Source organism: Pedomonas mirosovicensis (assembly GCF_022569295.1).
Classification (GTDB): domain Bacteria; phylum Pseudomonadota; class Alphaproteobacteria; order Sphingomonadales; family Sphingomonadaceae; genus Pedomonas; species Pedomonas mirosovicensis.
In genome coordinates this window covers 2,062,307-2,080,751 of record NZ_JAKFIA010000001.1, presented here as the reverse complement: position 1 = coordinate 2,080,751, position 18,445 = coordinate 2,062,307, and the positions used below count along the sequence as shown (strand labels likewise).

The 18,445-nt window shown below is 66.8% G+C and carries 16 protein-coding genes and 1 pseudogene; 15 read left to right on the top strand and 2 right to left on the bottom strand.

Translation table 11 applies throughout. The features are described from left to right. Window positions 1-139 precede the first annotated feature (139 nt). From L0C21_RS09865 to L0C21_RS09800, 14 genes and pseudogenes are all read left to right on the top strand, one after another. Window positions 140-2,608 (top strand): penicillin-binding protein 1A, encoded by a 2,469-nt coding sequence (locus tag L0C21_RS09865; protein ID WP_259278190.1) that lies wholly within the window; start codon window positions 140-142, stop codon window positions 2,606-2,608. 388 nt (window positions 2,609-2,996) lie between these two features. Next, window positions 2,997-4,125 (top strand): peptide chain release factor 2 gene (gene prfB / locus L0C21_RS09860; RefSeq protein WP_259278189.1). Its coding sequence is split into 2 segments (ribosomal slippage): window positions 2,997-3,065 and window positions 3,067-4,125, totalling 1,128 coding nucleotides; the frame shifts between segments, so codons are not numbered across the junction. 375 nt (window positions 4,126-4,500) lie between these two features. Further along, window positions 4,501-5,994, top strand: coding sequence for an SPOR domain-containing protein (locus L0C21_RS09855; RefSeq protein WP_259278188.1), 1,494 nt, complete (start codon window positions 4,501-4,503; stop codon window positions 5,992-5,994). A gap of 46 nt (window positions 5,995-6,040) precedes the next feature. Continuing rightward, window positions 6,041-7,198 (top strand): deoxyguanosinetriphosphate triphosphohydrolase, encoded by a 1,158-nt coding sequence (locus tag L0C21_RS09850; protein WP_259278187.1) that lies wholly within the window; start codon window positions 6,041-6,043, stop codon window positions 7,196-7,198. A gap of 45 nt (window positions 7,199-7,243) precedes the next feature. After that, complete coding sequence (gene argS, locus L0C21_RS09845; RefSeq protein ID WP_259278186.1) at window positions 7,244-8,992, top strand: arginine--tRNA ligase; 1,749 nt, start codon at window positions 7,244-7,246, stop codon at window positions 8,990-8,992. After that, entirely contained in the window at window positions 8,992-9,783 is a 792-nt protein-coding gene (locus L0C21_RS09840) for an SPOR domain-containing protein (RefSeq protein WP_259278185.1), read from the top strand. The genes argS and L0C21_RS09840 overlap by 1 nt, the downstream gene beginning before the upstream one ends. Before the next feature lie 22 nt (window positions 9,784-9,805). Next, complete coding sequence (gene nagZ, locus L0C21_RS09835) at window positions 9,806-10,822, top strand: beta-N-acetylhexosaminidase (RefSeq protein WP_259278184.1); 1,017 nt, start codon at window positions 9,806-9,808, stop codon at window positions 10,820-10,822. Between the two features lie 27 nt (window positions 10,823-10,849). Continuing rightward, a complete protein-coding gene (locus L0C21_RS09830) occupies window positions 10,850-11,659 on the top strand; it encodes a segregation and condensation protein A (protein WP_310593367.1) in 810 nt (269 codons plus the stop codon). Continuing rightward, window positions 11,656-12,195 (top strand): annotated as a pseudogene (gene scpB / locus L0C21_RS09825) (SMC-Scp complex subunit ScpB); the annotation flags it as partial. The gene L0C21_RS09830 and the pseudogene scpB, both read left to right, overlap by 4 nt. A 332-nt stretch (window positions 12,196-12,527) precedes the next feature. Further along, window positions 12,528-12,770 carry a twin-arginine translocase TatA/TatE family subunit gene (locus L0C21_RS09820; protein WP_259278183.1) on the top strand — a complete coding sequence of 81 codons (243 nt, stop codon included), beginning with the start codon at window positions 12,528-12,530 and terminating at the stop codon, window positions 12,768-12,770. Window positions 12,771-12,794: 24 nt separating this feature from the next. Further along, window positions 12,795-13,268 carry a Sec-independent protein translocase protein TatB gene (tatB, locus tag L0C21_RS09815; RefSeq protein WP_259278182.1) on the top strand — a complete coding sequence of 158 codons (474 nt, stop codon included), beginning with the start codon at window positions 12,795-12,797 and terminating at the stop codon, window positions 13,266-13,268. Beyond that, the gene (gene tatC, locus L0C21_RS09810; protein ID WP_259278181.1) at window positions 13,265-14,062 is read left to right on the top strand and encodes a twin-arginine translocase subunit TatC; all 798 of its coding nucleotides are present in this window, start codon (window positions 13,265-13,267) and stop codon (window positions 14,060-14,062) included. The genes tatB and tatC overlap by 4 nt, the downstream gene beginning before the upstream one ends. Continuing rightward, entirely contained in the window at window positions 14,043-14,414 is a 372-nt protein-coding gene (locus L0C21_RS09805) for a DMT family transporter (protein ID WP_310593366.1), read from the top strand. The genes tatC and L0C21_RS09805 overlap by 20 nt, the downstream gene beginning before the upstream one ends. Window positions 14,415-14,550: 136 nt before the next feature. After that, window positions 14,551-15,132 (top strand): tubulin gamma complex associated family protein, encoded by a 582-nt coding sequence (locus L0C21_RS09800; protein WP_259278179.1) that lies wholly within the window; start codon window positions 14,551-14,553, stop codon window positions 15,130-15,132. 16 nt (window positions 15,133-15,148) lie between these two features. Here L0C21_RS09800 and L0C21_RS09795 read toward each other — a convergent pair whose 3' ends face one another. Further along, window positions 15,149-15,436 (bottom strand): DUF2293 domain-containing protein, encoded by a 288-nt coding sequence (locus L0C21_RS09795; protein WP_259278178.1) that lies wholly within the window; start codon window positions 15,434-15,436, stop codon window positions 15,149-15,151. A gap of 204 nt (window positions 15,437-15,640) precedes the next feature. On the opposite strand from L0C21_RS09795, the gene L0C21_RS09790 reads away from it, so the two are divergent. Further along, window positions 15,641-16,012, top strand: coding sequence for a c-type cytochrome (locus tag L0C21_RS09790; protein WP_310593365.1), 372 nt, complete (start codon window positions 15,641-15,643; stop codon window positions 16,010-16,012). 187 nt (window positions 16,013-16,199) lie between these two features. On the opposite strand, the gene parC is transcribed toward L0C21_RS09790, so the two are convergent. Then, window positions 16,200-18,443, bottom strand: a complete 2,244-nt coding sequence (parC, locus tag L0C21_RS09785; RefSeq protein WP_259278176.1) for a DNA topoisomerase IV subunit A — start codon at window positions 18,441-18,443, stop codon at window positions 16,200-16,202. Window positions 18,444-18,445: the final 2 nt, after the last annotated feature.

Sequence of the window (18,445 nt, the reverse complement as noted above, 5' to 3'; positions counted from 1 at the left end):
AGATGGGGGCTGGCAGGTTGTCTCGACCGGCAAAGCGCCGTAAACGCTCTCGCCGCGACAGCGCCATTTTTGGATCGCACTTTTGTTTATCGCAGGGTGAACCGCCCTGCTCGAAAGCTGCTCTAGCAAGGAGCCCACCGTGGCTGAACCGGGCCAGAACGATCATCACAGCCCTTCCTCGGACAAGGCCGGGGACGATGCGGGCGGCCGCAAGACGCGCTGGTTTCGCTCCGGCGGGACGATAAGCCGCAGGCGCAAGTGGCTGGTGGGCCTCGGCGGGCTGGCGGTGGCCGGGCTTGTGGCCGGCGGCGTGCTGTACGGCGTCTTCTCGCAGGGTCTACCCTCGGTCGATGAGCTGCGCGGCTACGAGCCGGACCTGCCGACGACCGTGCTGGCGGGCGATGGGTCGATCCTCGCCGTGTTCCAGCGCGAGCGGCGCATCTACACCGCCTACGATGAGATCCCCGCGCTGGTGCGCCATGCCTTCATCTCGGCGGAAGACAAGACCTTCTACAAGCACAAGGGGCTGGACTATCCCGGCATCGCCCGCGCGATGCTGACCAACATCAAGAACATCGGCAGCGACCGGCGGCCGGTCGGCGCGTCCACCATCACCCAGCAGCTGGCGCAGGCGATGATGCTGGGCCGCGAGGTGAGCTACACCCGCAAGGCGCGCGAGGCCATTCTCGCCCGGCGGCTGGAAGAGGCCATGCCGAAGGAGCGCATCCTCGAGCTGTACCTCAACCAGATCTTCCTCGGCCGCAATTCCTACGGCGTCGGCGCGGCCTCGCTCGCCTACTTCAACAAGCCGCTGGATGCGTTGACGGTGGAAGAGGCGGCGTTCCTCGCCGCGCTTCCGAAGGGGCCGAGCCTCTACGGACAGGCCAAGTATCACGACATGGCGCTGGAGCGCCGCAACTACGTGCTCGGCCAGATGCTGGAGAACGGCTACATCACGCAAGGCCAGTATGACGCGGCGGTGGCGAAGGACATTTCGCTCGCGGCGGTGCGGTCGCGCCCGCGCTCGCGGCTGGGCGAGTATTTCGTCGAGGAGGTGCGGCGCACGCTCATCGATGTCTACGGCGAGGACAAGGTTTATGGGGGCGGCCTGTGGGTCTACACCTCCATCGACCCGGACATGCAGCGCGCCGCCGAAAAGGCCATGCGCGACGGCCTCGTGCACTATGAGCGCGCCAAGGCATGGCGCGGGCCGGTGGGCACCATCGACCTGGGCGACGGCTGGCAGAAGCGGCTTGCCCGGCTCAACGTGCCGGTGGGCTACGACGACTGGCGCGCCGCCGTGGTTCTGGAACGGCAAGGCAGCACCTCCATCCTTGGCTTCGAGGATGGCTCTCAAGGGCGGTTGCCCGCCAGCAACGCCACCCGGCGGCAGGATGGCAAGCCCGCCTCGCAGCTGCTGAAACCCGGCGACGTGATCCCGGTGGAGAAGGTCGAGGGCACGAAGAATACTTACGCGCTGCGCCAGATTCCGCAGGTCTCGGGCGGGTTCGTCGCCATGGATACGCTGACGGGCCGCGTGCTGGCGCTGGTGGGCGGCTTCGATGCCCGCCGCAGCCAGTTCAACCGTGCAACGCAGGCGCTGCGCCAGCCGGGCTCGTCCTTCAAGCCGTTCGTCTATGCCGCAGCATTGGACAACGGCTTCACGCCCGCTTCCATCGTGCTCGACGAGGATTTCTGCGTCGATCAGGGCGGGCGGCTCGGCGTCAAATGCTTCCGCAACTTCTCGGGCCGCGGCTCAGGCCCGCAGACGCTGCGGACGGGCCTCGAGCAGTCCCGCAACCTGATGACGGTCAGGCTCGCCAACAGCGTCGGCATGACCAAGGTGGCGGACATGGCGGTGCGCCTCGGCATCGTTGATCGGATGAGCCCCATGCTCGCCATGGCGCTGGGCGCGGGCGAGACCACCGTGATGCGGTTGACCGCCGCCTACGGCATGCTCGCCAACGGCGGCAAGCAGCTGAAGCCCATCCTCATCGACCGCGTGCAGGACCGCCATGGCCGCACCATCTACAAGAGCGACACCCGCAACTGCCCCAGCTGCGCCGCCGACGACTGGCAGGGCGAGGGCATGCCGCAGGTGGCGGATGTCCGCAAGCAGGTGATCGACCCGCGCACCGCCTATCAGGTGGTGCACATGCTCGAAGGCGTGGTGCAGCGGGGCACGGCCCGCCGTCTGCGCGTGCTCGACCGGCCGCTGGCGGGCAAGACCGGCACCACCAACAACTCGCAGGACGTGTGGTTCATGGGCATGACGCCGGACCTGGCGGCGGGGCTCTACGTCGGCTACGACACCCCGCGCGGCATGGGCCGCTGGGCGCAGGGCGGCACGGTCGCCGCCCCCATCTGGAAGGAATTCGCTGAAGAGGCCCTGAAGGACGCGCCCAAGCAGCAGTTCGTGGCCCCGGCGGGCCTGCGCTTCGTCAAGGTGAACCGCAAGACCGGCAAGCTCGCCACCTCCGACGGGCCGGACGTGATCTGGGAAGCCTTCAAGCCGGGCCTTGAGCCGCGCCGCTTCGTCGCGCTCGGCAAGCCGCAGATCGTCCAGTCCGACACCGAATTCGTCGAGACCATGGGCGGCATCTACTGACGGCGGCAGACCGGCTGCCGCCTTTGGAGCGGGATTTACTGATTTAAGGGATTGATCTTGCAGGAGGGGCTTGCCCCTCCTGCACCTCCCATTCGTTTTTTGAACCTGCCCTTCGTGATGGGCGCGGCCCATTTATTCCAGCTGTTGATACGGCTGTGTTTCCAGTGCGCTCCCGAAACGCGGCCGACAATCGAAAGGGAGTGCAGAGGGTCCGAGACCCTCTGCAAAAAATTCCAATAAAACCTATATCAATGACAGCCAGCCACTCCCCCGCTCGGGCGGGCGTTCCCATATTCAAACATTGACATTGGAGGCCGGGTCTGGCTTTTCCAACGGTTCTTGCCCCCGGCGTGGGGGCTCCCTTTTCACATGCGGGAAGCAAGGAAAAATGCGCGCGGAAGCGGAAGCACACGTCATCCAAATCAAGCAGGCGCTGGACCTGCTGAGGAGGTTTCTTTGACTGGGATCGGGCGCTAAGGCGGCTCGATGAGCTGAACGCGGCGGCGGAAGATCCGTCGCTGTGGAACGATCCCAAGAAGGCGCAGTCCCTGATGCGCGAGCGTCGGCGGCTGGACGAGGCCATCACGGCCTACCGCGACATCGAGCGGGAGCTGGAAGATACCATCGGGCTCATCGAACTCGCCGAGGAAGAGGGCGACGAGGGCATGGTGGACGACGGCGTTGCCGCGCTGGCGGAGCTGGCCAAGCGGGCGGAGCGCGACAAGGTCGCGGCGCTTTTGTCGGGCGAGGCCGATGCCTCGGACTGCTACATCGAAATCAACTCGGGCGCGGGCGGCACGGAATCCAACGACTGGGCCGAAATGCTGGCGCGCATGTATGCGCGCTGGGCGGAACGCCGCGGCTTCAAGGTGGAGCTGATCGACCGGCACCCCGGCGAGCAGGCGGGCATCAAGTCCTGCACCTACCTCATCAAGGGCGAGAACGCCTACGGCTGGGCCAAGACGGAAAGCGGCGTGCACCGCCTCGTGCGGATCTCGCCGTATGACAGCAACGCGCGGCGGCACACCAGCTTCACCTCGGTGTGGGTCTATCCGGCCATCGACGACGACATCGAGATCGAGATCAACGAGAAGGATCTCAAGATCGATACCTACCGGTCGTCGGGCGCGGGCGGTCAGCACGTCAACACCACGGACTCGGCGGTGCGGATCACGCACATTCCGACCGGCATCGTGGCGGCGTGCCAGAACGAGCGCTCCCAGCACAAGAACCGCGCCACGGCCATGAAGATGCTGAAGGCCCGCCTCTACGAGGCCGAGCTTCAGAAGCGCGAGGCCGAGGCAGCCGCCACCCAGGCGGCCAAGACCGACATCGGTTGGGGCCACCAGATCCGCTCCTACGTCCTGCAACCCTACCAGATGGTGAAGGACCTGCGGACCGGCGTCGTCAACACCCAGCCGCAGCTGGTGCTGGACGGCGAGCTGGACGCGTACATGGCCGCGGCCCTGTCCCAGCGCGTCACCGGCGAGAAGGTGGCGGTCGAGGATATTGACTAACCTCTTGGGGTGAAGGTTTGCCAAGGGGGTCGCAGGCCCCCTTGGCAACTCCCCATTCGTTTTTATCGGAACGCACCCTTCCGGATGGCCTTGGTGCCCCGCATCATCCGGACAAAAGCCCATATGCCCCTAGATCGGCTTTAAACGCTCGTGGAGAGGTTTTTGCCTATTTCGGCTAGGGTGGTAGCGGGCGGGTTCGTTTTGGCGCTGTAAGGTGCCTCTACGGGCCTTTGCGGGGCGTACCAGGGGCAGGCCTCGCGCCGTTATGCCGCCCGGCGGAGAAAATTGGGCGCGGGACGGGTCATTCTCCGATGGCGGCCCATATTCTCCCGCGTTAATCATCCCTTACCTGATCTTGTGGCAGGGAAGGACGCCATGCACCGGATCGACAGGTTTCATGTTCGCCCGACACGCCGCCTGGCCCGCTCGCTGGGGCTGGGGGCGGCGCTTGCGCTCACGCTCGCCTCGTGCGCCAGCCCCGGCATGGCGGCGGAGAAGCGGCGCGGCGCGGGAAAAGCGCTGGAGCTGAGCGCGGACACCTCCCTCAGCCTCGGCCGTCGCTTCGAGGCACGGGGCGACACGGAGACGGCGCTTGGCCTTTACCAGAAGGCACTGAACGAGAACCCGAAGGACGAGGAGGCGCTGCGCGCGCTCGTGGGGCTGGCGGTGCGGACGGGCCGGGCGGGCCTCGTCTACGAGCAGGCGGCGCAACTGGCGTCAAAGCAGCCGCAGGACGCCGAAGCGCTGATCTGGCTGGCGGCCAGCCTGAACCAGCGGCAACGGCCCGAGGAGGCGCTGGAAGCGCTGGACCGGGCGGAGCAGGCAGGGGGCGGGCAGACAGGTGCCGGGCAGACGGGAGGCGGCGCGAATGCTGGTCCGCTATGGGTGCAGCGGGGCATCGCGCACGATCTGGCGGGCGATCATCTGGAGGCGCAGCGGGCATTCAGCCATGCGATCACGCTGAGCCCGGCCGAGCGGGGCCTGCCGATGCGGGTGGCGCTGTCGCTGGCGTTGCAGGAGGATTATCCAGCGGCGCTTCGCATCCTCCAGATGCAGGTGAACGACCCCGCCATGGAACAGCCGGTGCGCGAGACGCTGGCGATCATCTACGCCCTTTCGGGCCAGACCGGGACGGCGCTGGAGATCGCCGGCACTGCCGTGCCGGACGGGAAACTGGCCGACTCGCAGCGCAGCTTTCTTGAAATGCTGCCGACCCTGCCGCCGCAGGTGAAGGCTTACGCCGCCCACTACCGCCGCCTGCCGCAGGCGGAAGGCAGCCCGGCGGGTGGGCAGGGGGCCGAGGGCCCGGCAACTGCGGCTCCGGCCAGCGCGATGCCGGATAAAGCCGGGGCGGAGGCGCCTGGCCTCGACGTGTTCGAGGTGAAGGCGACCGAGGTGGCCGATGAGCCGGCGCCGGGCGCCTCGCTTGCGGAGCCGAAGGCGGCTCCCGCCGCGCCACTGCTGATGGCAGCGCCCGAGCCGAAGATGGTGCGGGTGGCCGAAGCCCCCAAGCCCGTGCCCCCGCCTGCGCCTGAGCTTGTGGCCGGACCCCGGCCTCAGGCCCCGCAAGCGGCCAAGGGGGCGGTGCCAGCGGGGCAGGGATACTGGCTGCAGCTGGCCAGCTTCACCGACCGCGCCAAGCTGGGCAAGGCGTGGGAAGCCGCCGGGCGCAAGGCGACCGGCCTGCTGGCGGGGCAGGAGCCGTCCGTCGAAGCCCAGCCGGTGAACGGCACGACCTACTTCCGCCTGATGGTCGGGCCCTACGACAGTCTCGCCAAGGCCCGGGACATGGCGGACAAACTGGACGCTGCCGGGATAAAATCCGTGATAAAGCGCGGTGTTGCGGATATAGAGCCCCTAAGCCGCTGATAGGCAAACCGCTGATTTGGCTGAACCGCTGACCCGGAGGGGCGTCTTGTCCGATCATCACGCACCCTATGCCGCAGATCCCGCACGCACGCGCGGGCGGCTGCACGCGCAGGAGGAAAGCCCAGGGCGCACCCCGTTCCAGCGCGATCGGGACCGCATCATCCACTCCACCGCCTTCCGCCGGATGAAGCACAAGACGCAGGTGTTCGTCTCGGTGGACGGGGATCACTACCGCACGCGCCTCACCCACAGCCTGGAAGTCGCCCAGATCGCCCGCTCCATCGCCCGGCGCCTTCGGCTCGATGAAGACCTGACCGAAGCGCTCGCACTCGCCCACGACCTCGGCCACACCGCCTTCGGCCACGCGGGCGAGGAAGCGCTCTCCGACAAGATGGCGGCGTGGGGCGGGTTCGACCACAACGCCCACACCATTCGCATCGTCACGAAGCTGGAGCACCGCTACGTGCCGTTCGATGGCCTCAACCTCACGTGGGAGACGCTGGAAGGGCTGGCCAAGCATAACGGGCCGGTGCTGAGCCCGCCGTGGGCGCTGGCGGAGTATGTAGCCGGGCACGACCTGGAACTTTCCACCTACGCCAGCCTTGAGGCGCAGGTGGCCGCGCTGTCGGACGATATCGCCTACAACACCCACGACGTGGACGACGGCCTGCGCGCCGGGCTGTTCACGCTGGAGGACCTTCTCGCCGTGCCGCTGGTGGCCGAGACGTGGGGGCGACTGACCCGCACGTATCCGAACGCGCCGAAGGACCGGCTGCGCGCCGAGCTGATCCGCGAGATGGTGGGGCATCTGGTGCTCGATCTCCTGGGCGAGACGCACGCGCGGCTGGAGGCGCTGCAACCGCAGTCGGCGGATGACATTCGCACCGCGGGCAGGCCGATCGCCTGCTTCAGCGACGCCGCCCGCACGCAGGAGCGGGAGCTGAAACACTTCTTGCGTACCCGGATGTACCGCCACTACAAGGTCCAGCACATTACCGACCTGGCGAAGGGGGTCATCAGCGACCTGTTCGACCTTTATCTGGACGATCCCATGCGGATGCCGCCAGAATGGTCGGGCCGCGCAGCGCACGCCGCAATTCCGGACAGGGTGCGGACGGTGGCAGACTTCATCGCCGGGATGACGGACAATTTCGCGCTTCGGGAGCTGGCCCGGCTGACGGGCCGCAAACCGATCGAGATTTAGGGCAGCCGGGATACAGGACGGCCGAAGATATAGAACGGGTTTTTGATGAACGTCTTTCATGTGTTCGAGGAGCGGGTGAAGTCCGCACTGGCCGCGCTGGCGGAAAGCGGAGACCTGCCGCAGGGGCTGGATTTCAAGGCGGTGACGGTCGAGCCGCCCCGCGACCCGTCGCACGGCGACCTCGCCACCAACGCGGCGCTGGTGCTCTCCAAGCCTGCGGGCAAGCCGCCGCGCGTCATCGCCGAGGCGCTGGCCGGGAAGCTCCGCGAGGACGCGGACGTTGAGAAGGTGGACGTGGCCGGCCCCGGCTTCATCAACCTCAAGCTGAGGGCCGCTTACTGGACCGCGCAGGTCGCGCAGATTTTAAAGGCGGGCGAGGCCTATGGCCGCTCGGCCATCGGCCAGGGCGCGCCGATCAACGTGGAGTACGTCTCCGCCAACCCGACGGGCCCCATGCACGTGGGCCACTGCCGCGGCGCGGTGGTGGGCGATGCGCTGGCCAACCTGCTCCAGTGGGCGGGGTACAAGGTCACGAAGGAATATTACATCAACGATGCGGGCGGCCAGGTGGACACGCTCGCCCGCTCCGCGCACCTGCGCTACCAGGAAGCCCTCGGCCGGGACATCGGCCAGATTCCCGAAGGCTATTATCCGGGCGACTATCTGGTGCCGGTCGGGCAGATGCTGGCCGAGAAGTACGGCGACCAGTACCTCGACGCGCCGGAAAGCGAATGGCTCGTGCTGTTCAAGCGGGAAGCCTCCGGCGCAATGATGGAGATGATCAAGGAAGACCTGAGCCTGCTTGGCATCCGGCACGACGTCTTCTCCTCCGAGCGCGCGCTGCACGAGGACGGCTCCATCGCCAAGACGCTGGCCGACATGGAAGCGCAGGGCCTCGTCTACGTGGGTACGCTGGAGAAGCCCAAGGGCGAGGCGGCCGAGGACTGGGAGCCGCGCCCGCAGACCCTGTTCCGCTCCAGCGACTTCGGCGACGACAGCGATCGCGCGCTGAAGAAGTCGGATGGCTCCTGGACCTACTTTGCCGCCGATATCGCCTACCACAAGACCAAGGTGGACCGGGGCTTCACCCAGCTCATCGACATCTGGGGCGCGGACCACGGCGGCTATGTGAAGCGCATGCAGGCGGCCGTCAAAGCCATCTCCGGCGGCCGCGTGCCGCTGGATGTGAAGCTGTGCCAGATGGTGCGCCTGTTCAAGGGTGGCGAGCCCTACAAGATGTCCAAGCGCGCGGGCAGCTTCGTGACGCTGGCGGACGTGGTGCGGGAAGTGGGCCGCGATGTGGTGCGCTTCATGATGCTCACCCGCCGCGCCGATGCCCAGCTGGACTTCGACTTCGCCAAGGTGCTGGAGCAGAGCCGCGAGAACCCGGTGTTCTACGTGCAGTATGCCCACGCCCGCATCCGCTCGGTGATGCGGAAAGCGGCCGATGCTGGCCTCTCGGTCGAGGGGCTGGACACCGTGTCCGCCGCCCAGCTGGAGCGGCTGAGCGCGCCGGAAGAGGCGGCGCTCATTCAGCTCGCCTGCCAGTGGCCGCGCCAGGTGGAAGCGGCGGCGCAGGCGCACGAGCCGCACCGCGTCGCCTTCTACCTCTATGACCTTGCCGCCGCCTTCCACGGCCTGTGGAACCGGGGCAATGACGATCCTTCCCTGCGGTTCATCGTGGACGATGCGGAACTGAGCCGGGCGCGGCTTGCCCTCATCAGCGCGGTGGCGCAGGTTATCCGCAACGGCCTGGCCATCATGGGGGTCGAACCGGTGGAGGAGATGCACTGATGGCGCGCGCCCGTGGAGGCGACGACGACAGCCCGCCGTGGCTTGAACCTGCCGCCCTCTCGGAGGACGGCGACACGATATTGTCGCGCAAGTGGCTCATCGGCGGAGCGGCGGTGTTTGTCGTGGCGCTGGTGGGCACGCTTGTGGCGATTTCGTCCGGCGAGAAGACCGACCCCTACGGCAGCGCCATCGTCGCGGGCGAAAACGGCGAGCCGCCGCTGATCCTCGCGCCCAAGGAGCCGTTCCGCGAAAAGCCGCTGGACCCCGGCGGCATGAAGGTGGACGGCGAGGGCATGATGATCGGCCAGGTGGCGAGCGGCAAGGACCCCGCGCCCGAGATCAAGCTGGCGACAGGCCCCGAACAGCCGGTGGAGCGGCCGGCGCCGCCGCCTCCGCCGGAGCTGCAGCAGCTTCAGGCAGAACCAGCGCAAGGCACCGAAGGGCCGACCCAACTGGTGCCGCCCGCCGCGCAGGCCCCGAAGACGGCTGCCGCCCCCAAGCCCGAAGCCAAGGCGGAGGAGGCCAAGCCGGAAGCGCCAAGGAAACCTGCCTACTTCCTCCAGCTGGGGGCCTTCTCTTCCATCGAGCGGGCCAATGCGGGCTGGCAGCAGTTCTCTCAGAAGTATGAGAAGGAACTGGAGAAGCTGAGCCCGGATATCCAGCCGGTGAAGACAGGCAACAAGACCATGTACCGCCTGCGGGCAGGGCCCGTCAGCCTCAAGGTGCGGGCGGATAGCCTGTGCGCCCGGCTGAAGAAGGCGGGCCAGCCCTGCCTGGTGGCGGATCAATAAGGCTTTTCGTGAGGCCACGCGCGTGATTCCAGTTTTTTTCGGCCTTGAGGGGCCAGCCCTGACGGATGCGGAACGCGAGCTGTTCCGCGCCACCGACCCGGCGGGCTACATCCTGTTCCAGCGCAACTGCGTGAACCCGGAGCAGGTGAAGGCGCTGACCGATCCGCTGAAGGACCTGTCGGGCCGGGGCGAGGCCTTGCCTATTCTCATCGATCAGGAAGGCGGGCGCGTCGCGCGGCTGAAGCCGCCGCACTGGCCCGCGTTTCCGCCCGCGAAACGGTTCGCCGATCTTTACGACGTCTCGCCGGTCTCGGCCATGGATGCGGCCCGGCTCAATGCCCGCGCCATCGCCGAGGTGGTGCGGAGCGTCGGCGTCACGGTCGATTGCCTGCCGGTGCTCGACGTGCCGGTCACAGGCGCGCACGATGTGATCGGGGACCGCGCCTACGGCTTCGAGCCCACACAGGTGGCCGCTCTCGGCAAGGCGACGCTGGAGGGTCTGCTCGAGGGCGGTGTCGTCGGCGTCATCAAGCACATCCCCGGCCACGGCCGGGCGCGCAGCGACAGCCACCTGGAGCTGCCGGTGGTGGACGATCCGTGGGAAAGCCTTGAGCAGGACTTCGCGCCCTTTGCCAAGCTGGCCGATGCGCCCATGGCGATGACCGCGCACGTGGTCTACACCGCCATCGACGCGGAGCGCTGCGCCACCCTCTCGCCCAAGGTCATCACGCAAGTGATCCGGGAGCAGATCGGCTTTTCTGGCCTGCTGATGTCCGACGATATCAACATGAAGGCGCTCAGCGGCAGCTATGCCGAGAAGGCGCAGGGGTGCTTGGACGCGGGCTGCGACGTGGTGCTGCACTGCTCGGGCATTCTGGCCGAAATGCAGGAGGTGGCGTCCGTTCTGCCGGAGATCTCCGAGGCGGCGCGGGCGCGACTGGAGGCGGCCATGGGCTGGGCGAAGACGGAGGCGCACGGCGACGAGGAGCTGATCGCCAGCCTCACCGCCAAGCGTGACGCATTACTGGCGCTTGCCTGAGACGGCCTTCCCCGGTAGCCCTTGTGCATGAACGAGACTGAGGCCAACGACGCATTGCCGGAAACCGGGGTGATCCCCCGGCGGAGGGCACTCCGGCTGAGGATGGGGGGCGAGACGCTGTTCCTCCGTCTTGAAGCTTACGAAGGGCCTCTCGACCTCCTGCTCCAGATGGCGCGGTTCCAGAAGGTGGACCTCGCCAAGATCTCCATTCTGGCGCTGGTGGAGCAGTATCTCGCCTTCATCAACGAGGCGCGGCGCCTGCGCCTGGAACTGGCGGCCGATTACCTCGTCATGGCCGCGTGGCTGGCCTACCTCAAGAGCCGCCTCCTGCTGCCGCCGGAGAAGGATGAGGAAGAGCCCTCCGCCGAGGAACTGGCCGCCCGCCTGCAATTGCAGCTGCAGCGGCTGGAGGCGATCCGCGACGTGGCGGCAAGGCTGGTCGGCCGCGACCGGCTGGGGCGGGACGTGTTCCCGCGCGGCAACCCGGAAGGGCTCGCCATCGTCAAACGCGCGGCGTTCGACTGCACGCTCTATGAGCTGCTGAAGTCCTACGCCGAGATCCGCGCCAAGACCATCCGCCAGACCTACCAGCCCAAGCGCCGCCCGGTGTGGCCGCTGGAGGCGGCGATGAGCCGGCTTGAGCGCCTGATCGGCCACACGGTGCAGTGGACGGACATCGCCCAGTTCCTGCCGGAAGGCGGCGATATGGACTTCCGCCGATCGGCGCTTGCCAGCACCTTCCTTGCCACGCTTGAGATGACGCGCCTCGGCAAGGCCGAGGTGCAGCAGCTGGAGCCGTTCGGCCCGCTCTACGTGAAGAAACGGGACAGCGAATGACCTATAACCCCGACCACCTGCGTATGGTGGAAGCCATTCTGTTCGCCGCCACCGAGCCTTTAAGGGAAGCCGACATCGCCGAGCGCCTGCCGGAGGACGCGGACGTGGGCGCGCTTCTCAAGGCGCTGGTGGAGCAATACGAGGGGCGGGGGGTCAACCTCGTCAAGCGCGGCGGCACCTGGCTATTCCAGACCGCGCCGGACCTCGCCTTCCTGATGCGGAAGGAAGTGGACGAGAGCAAGCGGCTCTCCCGCGCGGCGGTCGAGACGCTGGCGATTGTCGCCTACCACCAGCCCGTGAGCCGGGCGGACATCGAGGACATCCGCGGCGTCTCCCTCTCCAAGGGCACGCTCGACCTCCTGATGGAGGCGGGCTGGGTGAAGCCGGTGGGCCGGCGCGAGGCGCCGGGCCGCCCGGTGGTCTATGGCACCACGCTGGAGTTCCTGGCTCACTTCGGCCTGGAATCGATCAAGGACCTGCCGGGCCTTGAGGAGTTGAAGGCGGCGGGCTTGCTCGAGCCGATTGACGTGCAGCTGGCCCAGCAGCTCACCAACGCGGCTGCTCCCAAAGCTGAAGGCGAGGGCGACGGGGCCGAGGAAGCCCAAGAATCGGAACCTTTGGACCCGGAATCCCCGGAAAACGGCGACGCATCGGCTGAAGCGGGAGAGGCTTACGCCGAGACGGACCTTGATGAGATGGACGGGGAAGACGCGCATCCCTATGATCCGGAACGGGTTGTTGGGCAAGACCATGGGGCGTGACGCCGCGTCCGCAGTTGATCTGTGGTAAGTTGCCGGGTAACGCCTTAAATACGCGCTGAAGGCTAATGGCTCCGCATATGCGCCGGGGCCAAACGAGGAGTTCACTTATGGGCAGCTTTAGCTTGCTGCATTGGGCAGTCCTGATCCTGGTCGTCATCCTGCTCTTCGGGCGTGGCCGGATTTCGGACATCATGGGCGACGTTGCCAAGGGCATCAAAAGCTTCAAGAAGGGCATCACCGACGAGCCCGAAACCCACAACCAGCCGGCCGCCCCCCAGCCGCAACAGCGGATTGCGGGCACTGACCGGGTCGAGTCCGCGGGCACGACCAAGGAAGAAGCCAAGAGCTGATTTCGGCCCTGAACGGCTTCCGAGATGTTTGACATTGCCTCTTCCGAGCTGCTGCTCGTGGCGATCGTCGCGCTGCTGGTGGTGGGTCCCAAGGACCTGCCCAAGCTGATGCGCGCCGTTGGCCAGTGGATTCGCCGGGGTCGCGCCTTGACGTCCCAGATCCGCTCCGGTTTCGAGCAGATGATGCAGGAAGCCGAATTTCAGGAACAGCGGGAACGCATCATGCGGGAGCACCCCGACCCGGAGCCCGCCCCGCGGACACCGGGGGAAGCGGCACAGGTCTTCTCTGCCGCGGACTCCGCCGTGAGCGCGCCCGCTGCCGCAACGACCACCGCTACCCCTACCGCCCCGTCTCCTACCGAGCCGTCTCCTACCGAGCCATCCACCGATGATGACCGGGAAGAGGCCGCCGGCGCCGCCGCCACCGTGCCGGTTGACGCCGCCGAGGCCCGCGTGACGGAGGACGCGCCGCGCGCGGCGTCGGAGCAACGTCTGTGATTAATGACATCGACGAAACCAAGGCGCCGCTGCTCGATCACCTGATCGAGCTGCGCCAGCGCCTGCTCTATGCCGTGCTGGCGCTGGCGCTGGCCTGCGCCGTCAGCTTCTACTTCGCCGACCACATCTTCGCCTTCCTCACCAAGCCGCTGGCCGTGGCCTTCGGCGGCCGGGAAGGGGCGAAGCTCATCTACACCAAACTGTACGAAGCCTTTTTCGTGCAGCTGAAGGTGGCGCTGTTCTCCGGGTTCTTCGTGGCCTTCCCGATCATCGCCAACCAGATCTGGCTGTTCATCGCCCCCGGCCTCTACCGCAACGAGAAGAAGGCGCTGCTGCCGTTCCTCATCGCGACGCCGGTGCTGTTCCTGATGGGCGCGGCGCTGGCCTACTTCTTCGTGATGCCGGCCGCGTTCCGCTTCTTCCTCAGCTTCGAGAACCACAGCGAACTGGGCGGCGTCGCGCAGGAAGCCCTGCCGGCGATGGGCGATTACCTGTCGCTCGTCATGCACATGATCCTCGCCTTCGGCTTCGCCTTTCTCCTGCCGGTGCTGCTGGTGCTGCTGGCGCGGGTGGGCATCCTCTCGCTCGAGACGCTGGTGAAGGGGCGGCGCTATGCCATCGTTCTCTCCTTCGCCGTCGCCGCCGTGGTGACGCCGCCGGACGTCATCTCCCAGCTCATGCTGGCGGTGCCGCTGTGCCTGCTCTACGAAGTCTCCATCATCTGCATTCGCATCATGAACCGGCGCGACGCTGCGGCGACCGCTGGACAAGGAGATGTCATCCGAACAGACTAAGTTCCATGATTTACAGCTGGAGGCTGTCATCATGGGCTGGATACTGCTGTTCGTGGCCGGGCTGCTGGAAGTGGCCTGGATGTACTTCATGAAAATGTCGGACGGTTTCACCCGCGCGTGGCCGTCCGTGGGCTTTGCCATTGCTGCCTTTGTCAGCATGTGGCTGCTCTCGCAGGCGACGCGGTTCATTCCCGTGGGCACCGCCTATGCGGTGTGGATGGGCGTGGGGGCCGTCGGCGGCGCGGTGATGGGCATTGTCCTGTTCCGGGAGCCCGCAACCCTGTTCCGCATCGCCTCGATCCTGCTGGTGGTGGCGGGGGTCGTTGGCCTCAAGCTGGCCGAGCGGGCCTGATGCGCGCGCCCTAAAGGGAAACCCAAGCGAAGTCCTGCGGTTATAGTCTTGACCAGGATCAATGCGGGCATAGGCGCCGGCTGGCAGGAGGATAAGCCAACCAGTCCACCACGAAACATTTTCGGGATCAGCCGCAATGATGGCATACCAAGCGGGCAATGGCTCCCCTGGGCGGCGAGAGCGCTGCTGGCACATGATTACGGAACTCGACCTGATGCGGCTGGTCGCCGACCACAGCCGTCTGGAGCGGTATTGCAGGGCCCTTGAAGCCGCAACCTCGGGCGCGCCCGGCGCGCGCCAGCGCACCATTACGCCCATGCTGCGCGACATGGTTGAAACGGCGCTGGAGCTTTGCGCCCGGCATGGGCAGGAGCGGCTGGAGGCATGGTTCGACGCGGAAGCCGGGGAGCCCGTGGCCGGGGCGCTGCTGTCCGCCATTCGCGCCGCGCATGGAAGCGCCTTGCGCCAGTGCCGCGAGCTGATCGCGACGCTGGAGCGCCGGGCCCAGCTTCAGGAGGAAGGCTCCGCGACGAGCCTTGCCGCCGCGCTGTTGCGCGGCACCATCCAGAGCTGCCGGCAGGCGATGCTTCTGGAGAAGCTGGCGATCGCGCAGCTTGCGGGAGAGCGCCTGACGCCTGGCGCGCGCGGCCTGCTCGATGACAGCCTTGTTGCCCTGTGCGAGGATCAGGCCGCTCCCGCCGGGGCGTATCGCGCCTGAGCGGCTGTGGGGCAGGCTAGGCCTTGCCGCCCTGCCATTCGGCCAGCCAGTCCTCCACCTCCATCTCGACGATCTGCCGGGCTTCCTCCCGGCTGAGGGTGTGCTCGGCCAGCAGGGAGTCGTAGTCCGTCAGCTGGTGGCGGATGACCGAGCGGGCCATTTCCTCCACCGCCTGCCGCTCCAGCCCCGGCGGGACGAGGCGGACGGCCAGCCGTTCGGCAATCTCGTCCCGGAAGTAGCCGGGGCAGGCTGGAAAGCGGGCCCGCACCCGCTCCGCCCAAAGCTGCCTGGCGCCTGATGCCATGCTTGTCTCCCTTGCCGTCCTTGCAGGCCATGGTAGCCGCTTGGCGCTGCCCTGGAAAAGCTGAACCGTTGGCGAAAGGGAAGCGCGGCTGTTGGCGCGGGGGCATCCATCCGATAGGGTGAGGCGGACCAACGACAACAAGCGATGCGGGCAATCAGTGCCGCGCAGCGCAACGGGCACGGTAAAGAAGGAGACGGTGTTTTGTTGATCCGCTTTTCCCTGATTGGCGTAATGGCGATGATGGCCGCCGCGACTCCGGCAGCGGCTGACGGCGACCCGGCAGCGGGCGCCAAGGTGTTCAAGCGCTGCTCGACCTGCCATTCCCTGGTGCCGGGCGAGAACATGATGGGCCCGACCCTCGCCGGCGTGTTCGGCCGGAAGGCCGGCCAGCAGGAGTTCAAGTACAGCAAGGCCATGGCCTCTTCCGGCATCACCTGGGACGAGAAGACGCTGGACACCTTCCTCGCCAACCCCACGGCGATGGTGAAGGGCACATCCATGATGTTCCGCGTGCCGAAGCCGGAGGACCGGGCGAACCTGATCGCCTACCTCAAAACCAACCCGACTGAGGAATAGGACGAGGGGCCGCAGCCCCGGCTGCTCAGGCCCTGGCTGAAACGAAAAGCCCCGGTGGCATCACCGGGGCTTTCGTGTTTTCAGAGCTTGTTCCGGCCCGATTGCGGAAGATCGCGGCTTCTCAAGCCCTTTGGTCGCACTTCCCTAGCCGCAGGATATCCCATCCTGTCCTAAGGCTGTGCTGGCCTTACCCGCTGAAGCGGTTGCTCTTGGGGAAGCCCATCGGCGGCAGACGGCCCGCCTGGGCACGGGTGCCGATCCAGTCCGTCAGGTTGGTCTCGGTGCGGGTGCGCCCCGTCGAGCCGCCCATCGGCCAGGACAGACCCTCCGCCAGAGTGAACAGGGTGAGGTCGGCAAGGCCGCCGTCCTTGTACTTCTGGAGGGTGACGCCCTGACCGGAGGCCAGTTCCGGCACCTGTTCGAGCGGGAAGATGAGCAGCTTGCGATTGTCGCCGATGACGGCGATGTGGTCGCCCTCCAGCGGGCGGAAGACCACCAGCTTGGCATCGCCCTTGGGACGCATGACCTGACGGCCGGTTTTCGTCTGGGCCAGCACGTTCTCCGCCGCTACGACGAAGCCGCGGCCGTCGCTGGAGGCGACCAGATACCGGGCGCCCGCCTGCCATGGCCGCATTTCGACCACGCGGGCATCGGAATCGAGGTCGATCATCAGGCGGATCGGATCGCCGAAGCCGCGCCCGCCGGGGAGCTTGTCCGCGCCCAGCGAGTAGATGCGGCCCGTATCCGCCACCACCAGGATCTTATCGGTGGTGTAGGCGTGGAAGGCGAAGGCGGGGCCGTCGCCGTCCTTGAACTTCTGCTCCTCGTCCAGGCTGATATGGCCCTTCATGCCGCGCACCCAGCCCTTCTCGGAGCAGATGACGGTGATGGGCTCCTTCTCGATCATCGCCTCGAGCGGGATGGCCGGCATGTCCTTGGCCACCTCGAAGGTGGTGCGGCGCTTGCCGATCTCGGTCTCCGGGCCGAAGCGCTTCTTGAGGTCCGCTAGATCCTTCTTGATGCGCTTGGATTGCTTGGCAGGGGAGGCAAGCAGGTCCTGAAGCTCGGCCTGTTCCTTGCGGAGCGCCGCGTCTTCCTTGCGGATCTCCATTTCCTCCAGCTTGCGGAGGCTCCGCAGGCGCATGTTGAGGATGGCTTCGGCCTGCCGGTCGGTGAGGTCGAAGGTCTTGATGAGTTCCTGCTTGGGCTCGTCCTCCTCGCGGATGATGCGGATCACTTCATCCAGGTTGAGGTAGGCGATCAGGTAGCCGCCCAGCAGCTCCAGCCGGTCGGCGATCTTGCCGAGGCGGTACTGGGTACGCTTCCGCAGCACATCGAACAGGTGGTCGAGGAAGGATTCCAGCGCTTCCTTGAGGCTCATCACGCGCGGGATGCGGTTCTTGTCCAGCACGTTGAGGTTGAGCGGGAAGCGGACTTCCAGATCCGACAGCTTGAACAGGCTCTCGATGAGAACCGTGGGATCGACGGTGCGGGACTTGGGCTCCAGCACCAGCCGGATTTCCTCGGCCGACTCGTCGCGCACGTCCTCGAGGATCGGCAGCTTCTTGTCGTTGATGAGGTTGGCGATCTGCTCGATGAGCTTGGACTTCTGCACCTGATAGGGGATCTCGGTGACGACGATCGCCCAGGTGCCGCGGCCCTGATCCTCGATGTGATAGCGGGCGCGCAGGCGGAAGCTGCCGCGGCCGGTCTTGTAGGACTCGACGATCGACTCGCGGCTCTCGACGATGATGCCGCCCGTCGGGAAATCCGGCCCCGGAATGATATCAACGAGGCTTTCGGTCGAGATGTCCGGGTTGTCGAGCAGCAGGGTGAGGCCGTCCACCAGCTCGGCCACGTTGTGCGGCGGGATGGAGGTGGCCATGCCGACCGCGATGCCCGCCGCGCCATTGGCCAGCAGGTTGGGGAAGGTGCCAGGGAAGATCTCCGGCTCTTCTTCCTCGCCGTCGTAGGTGGGGCGGAAGGGAACGCATTCCTCGTCCAGCCCCTGCATCATCTCGGAGGCGACGGCAGTCAGCCGGGCCTCGGTGTAGCGCATGGCCGCCGCGTTATCGCCGTCGATGTTGCCGAAGTTGCCCTGGCCGTCGATCAGCGGGTAGCGCACCGCGAAGGTCTGGGCGAGGCGCACGAGGGCGTCGTAGACCGACTGGTCGCCGTGCGGATGGTACTTACCGATCACGTCGCCGACGACGCGGGCGCACTTCTTGTAGCCCGTGTTGGGGTCGAGCTTCAGCAGCCGCATCGCCCACAGAAGGCGGCGGTGCACCGGCTTCAGACCGTCCCGCACGTCCGGCAGCGAGCGCGCCATGATCGTGGACAGGGCGTAGGTCAGGTAACGGGTGGAAAGCGCCTCCGAGAACGGCTCGTCTTGAATGCGCTCTGCTTCAGGAACTTGCGGTGTCTTTGCCATGG

Coding starts and splice junctions, on each gene's coding strand:
- L0C21_RS09855 (WP_259278188.1), top strand. CDS start 4,501: ATGCACCGGATCGACAGGTTTCATGTTCGCCCGACACGCCGCCTGGCC.
- argS (WP_259278186.1), top strand. CDS start 7,244: ATGAACGTCTTTCATGTGTTCGAGGAGCGGGTGAAGTCCGCACTGGCC.
- L0C21_RS09840 (WP_259278185.1), top strand. CDS start 8,992: ATGGCGCGCGCCCGTGGAGGCGACGACGACAGCCCGCCGTGGCTTGAA.
- L0C21_RS09830 (WP_310593367.1), top strand. CDS start 10,850: ATGAACGAGACTGAGGCCAACGACGCATTGCCGGAAACCGGGGTGATC.
- L0C21_RS09820 (WP_259278183.1), top strand. CDS start 12,528: ATGGGCAGCTTTAGCTTGCTGCATTGGGCAGTCCTGATCCTGGTCGTC.
- tatB (WP_259278182.1), top strand. CDS start 12,795: ATGTTTGACATTGCCTCTTCCGAGCTGCTGCTCGTGGCGATCGTCGCG.
- L0C21_RS09805 (WP_310593366.1), top strand. CDS start 14,043: ATGTCATCCGAACAGACTAAGTTCCATGATTTACAGCTGGAGGCTGTC.
- L0C21_RS09800 (WP_259278179.1), top strand. CDS start 14,551: ATGATGGCATACCAAGCGGGCAATGGCTCCCCTGGGCGGCGAGAGCGC.
- L0C21_RS09795 (WP_259278178.1), bottom strand. CDS start 15,436: ATGGCATCAGGCGCCAGGCAGCTTTGGGCGGAGCGGGTGCGGGCCCGC.
- parC (WP_259278176.1), bottom strand. CDS start 18,443: ATGGCAAAGACACCGCAAGTTCCTGAAGCAGAGCGCATTCAAGACGAG.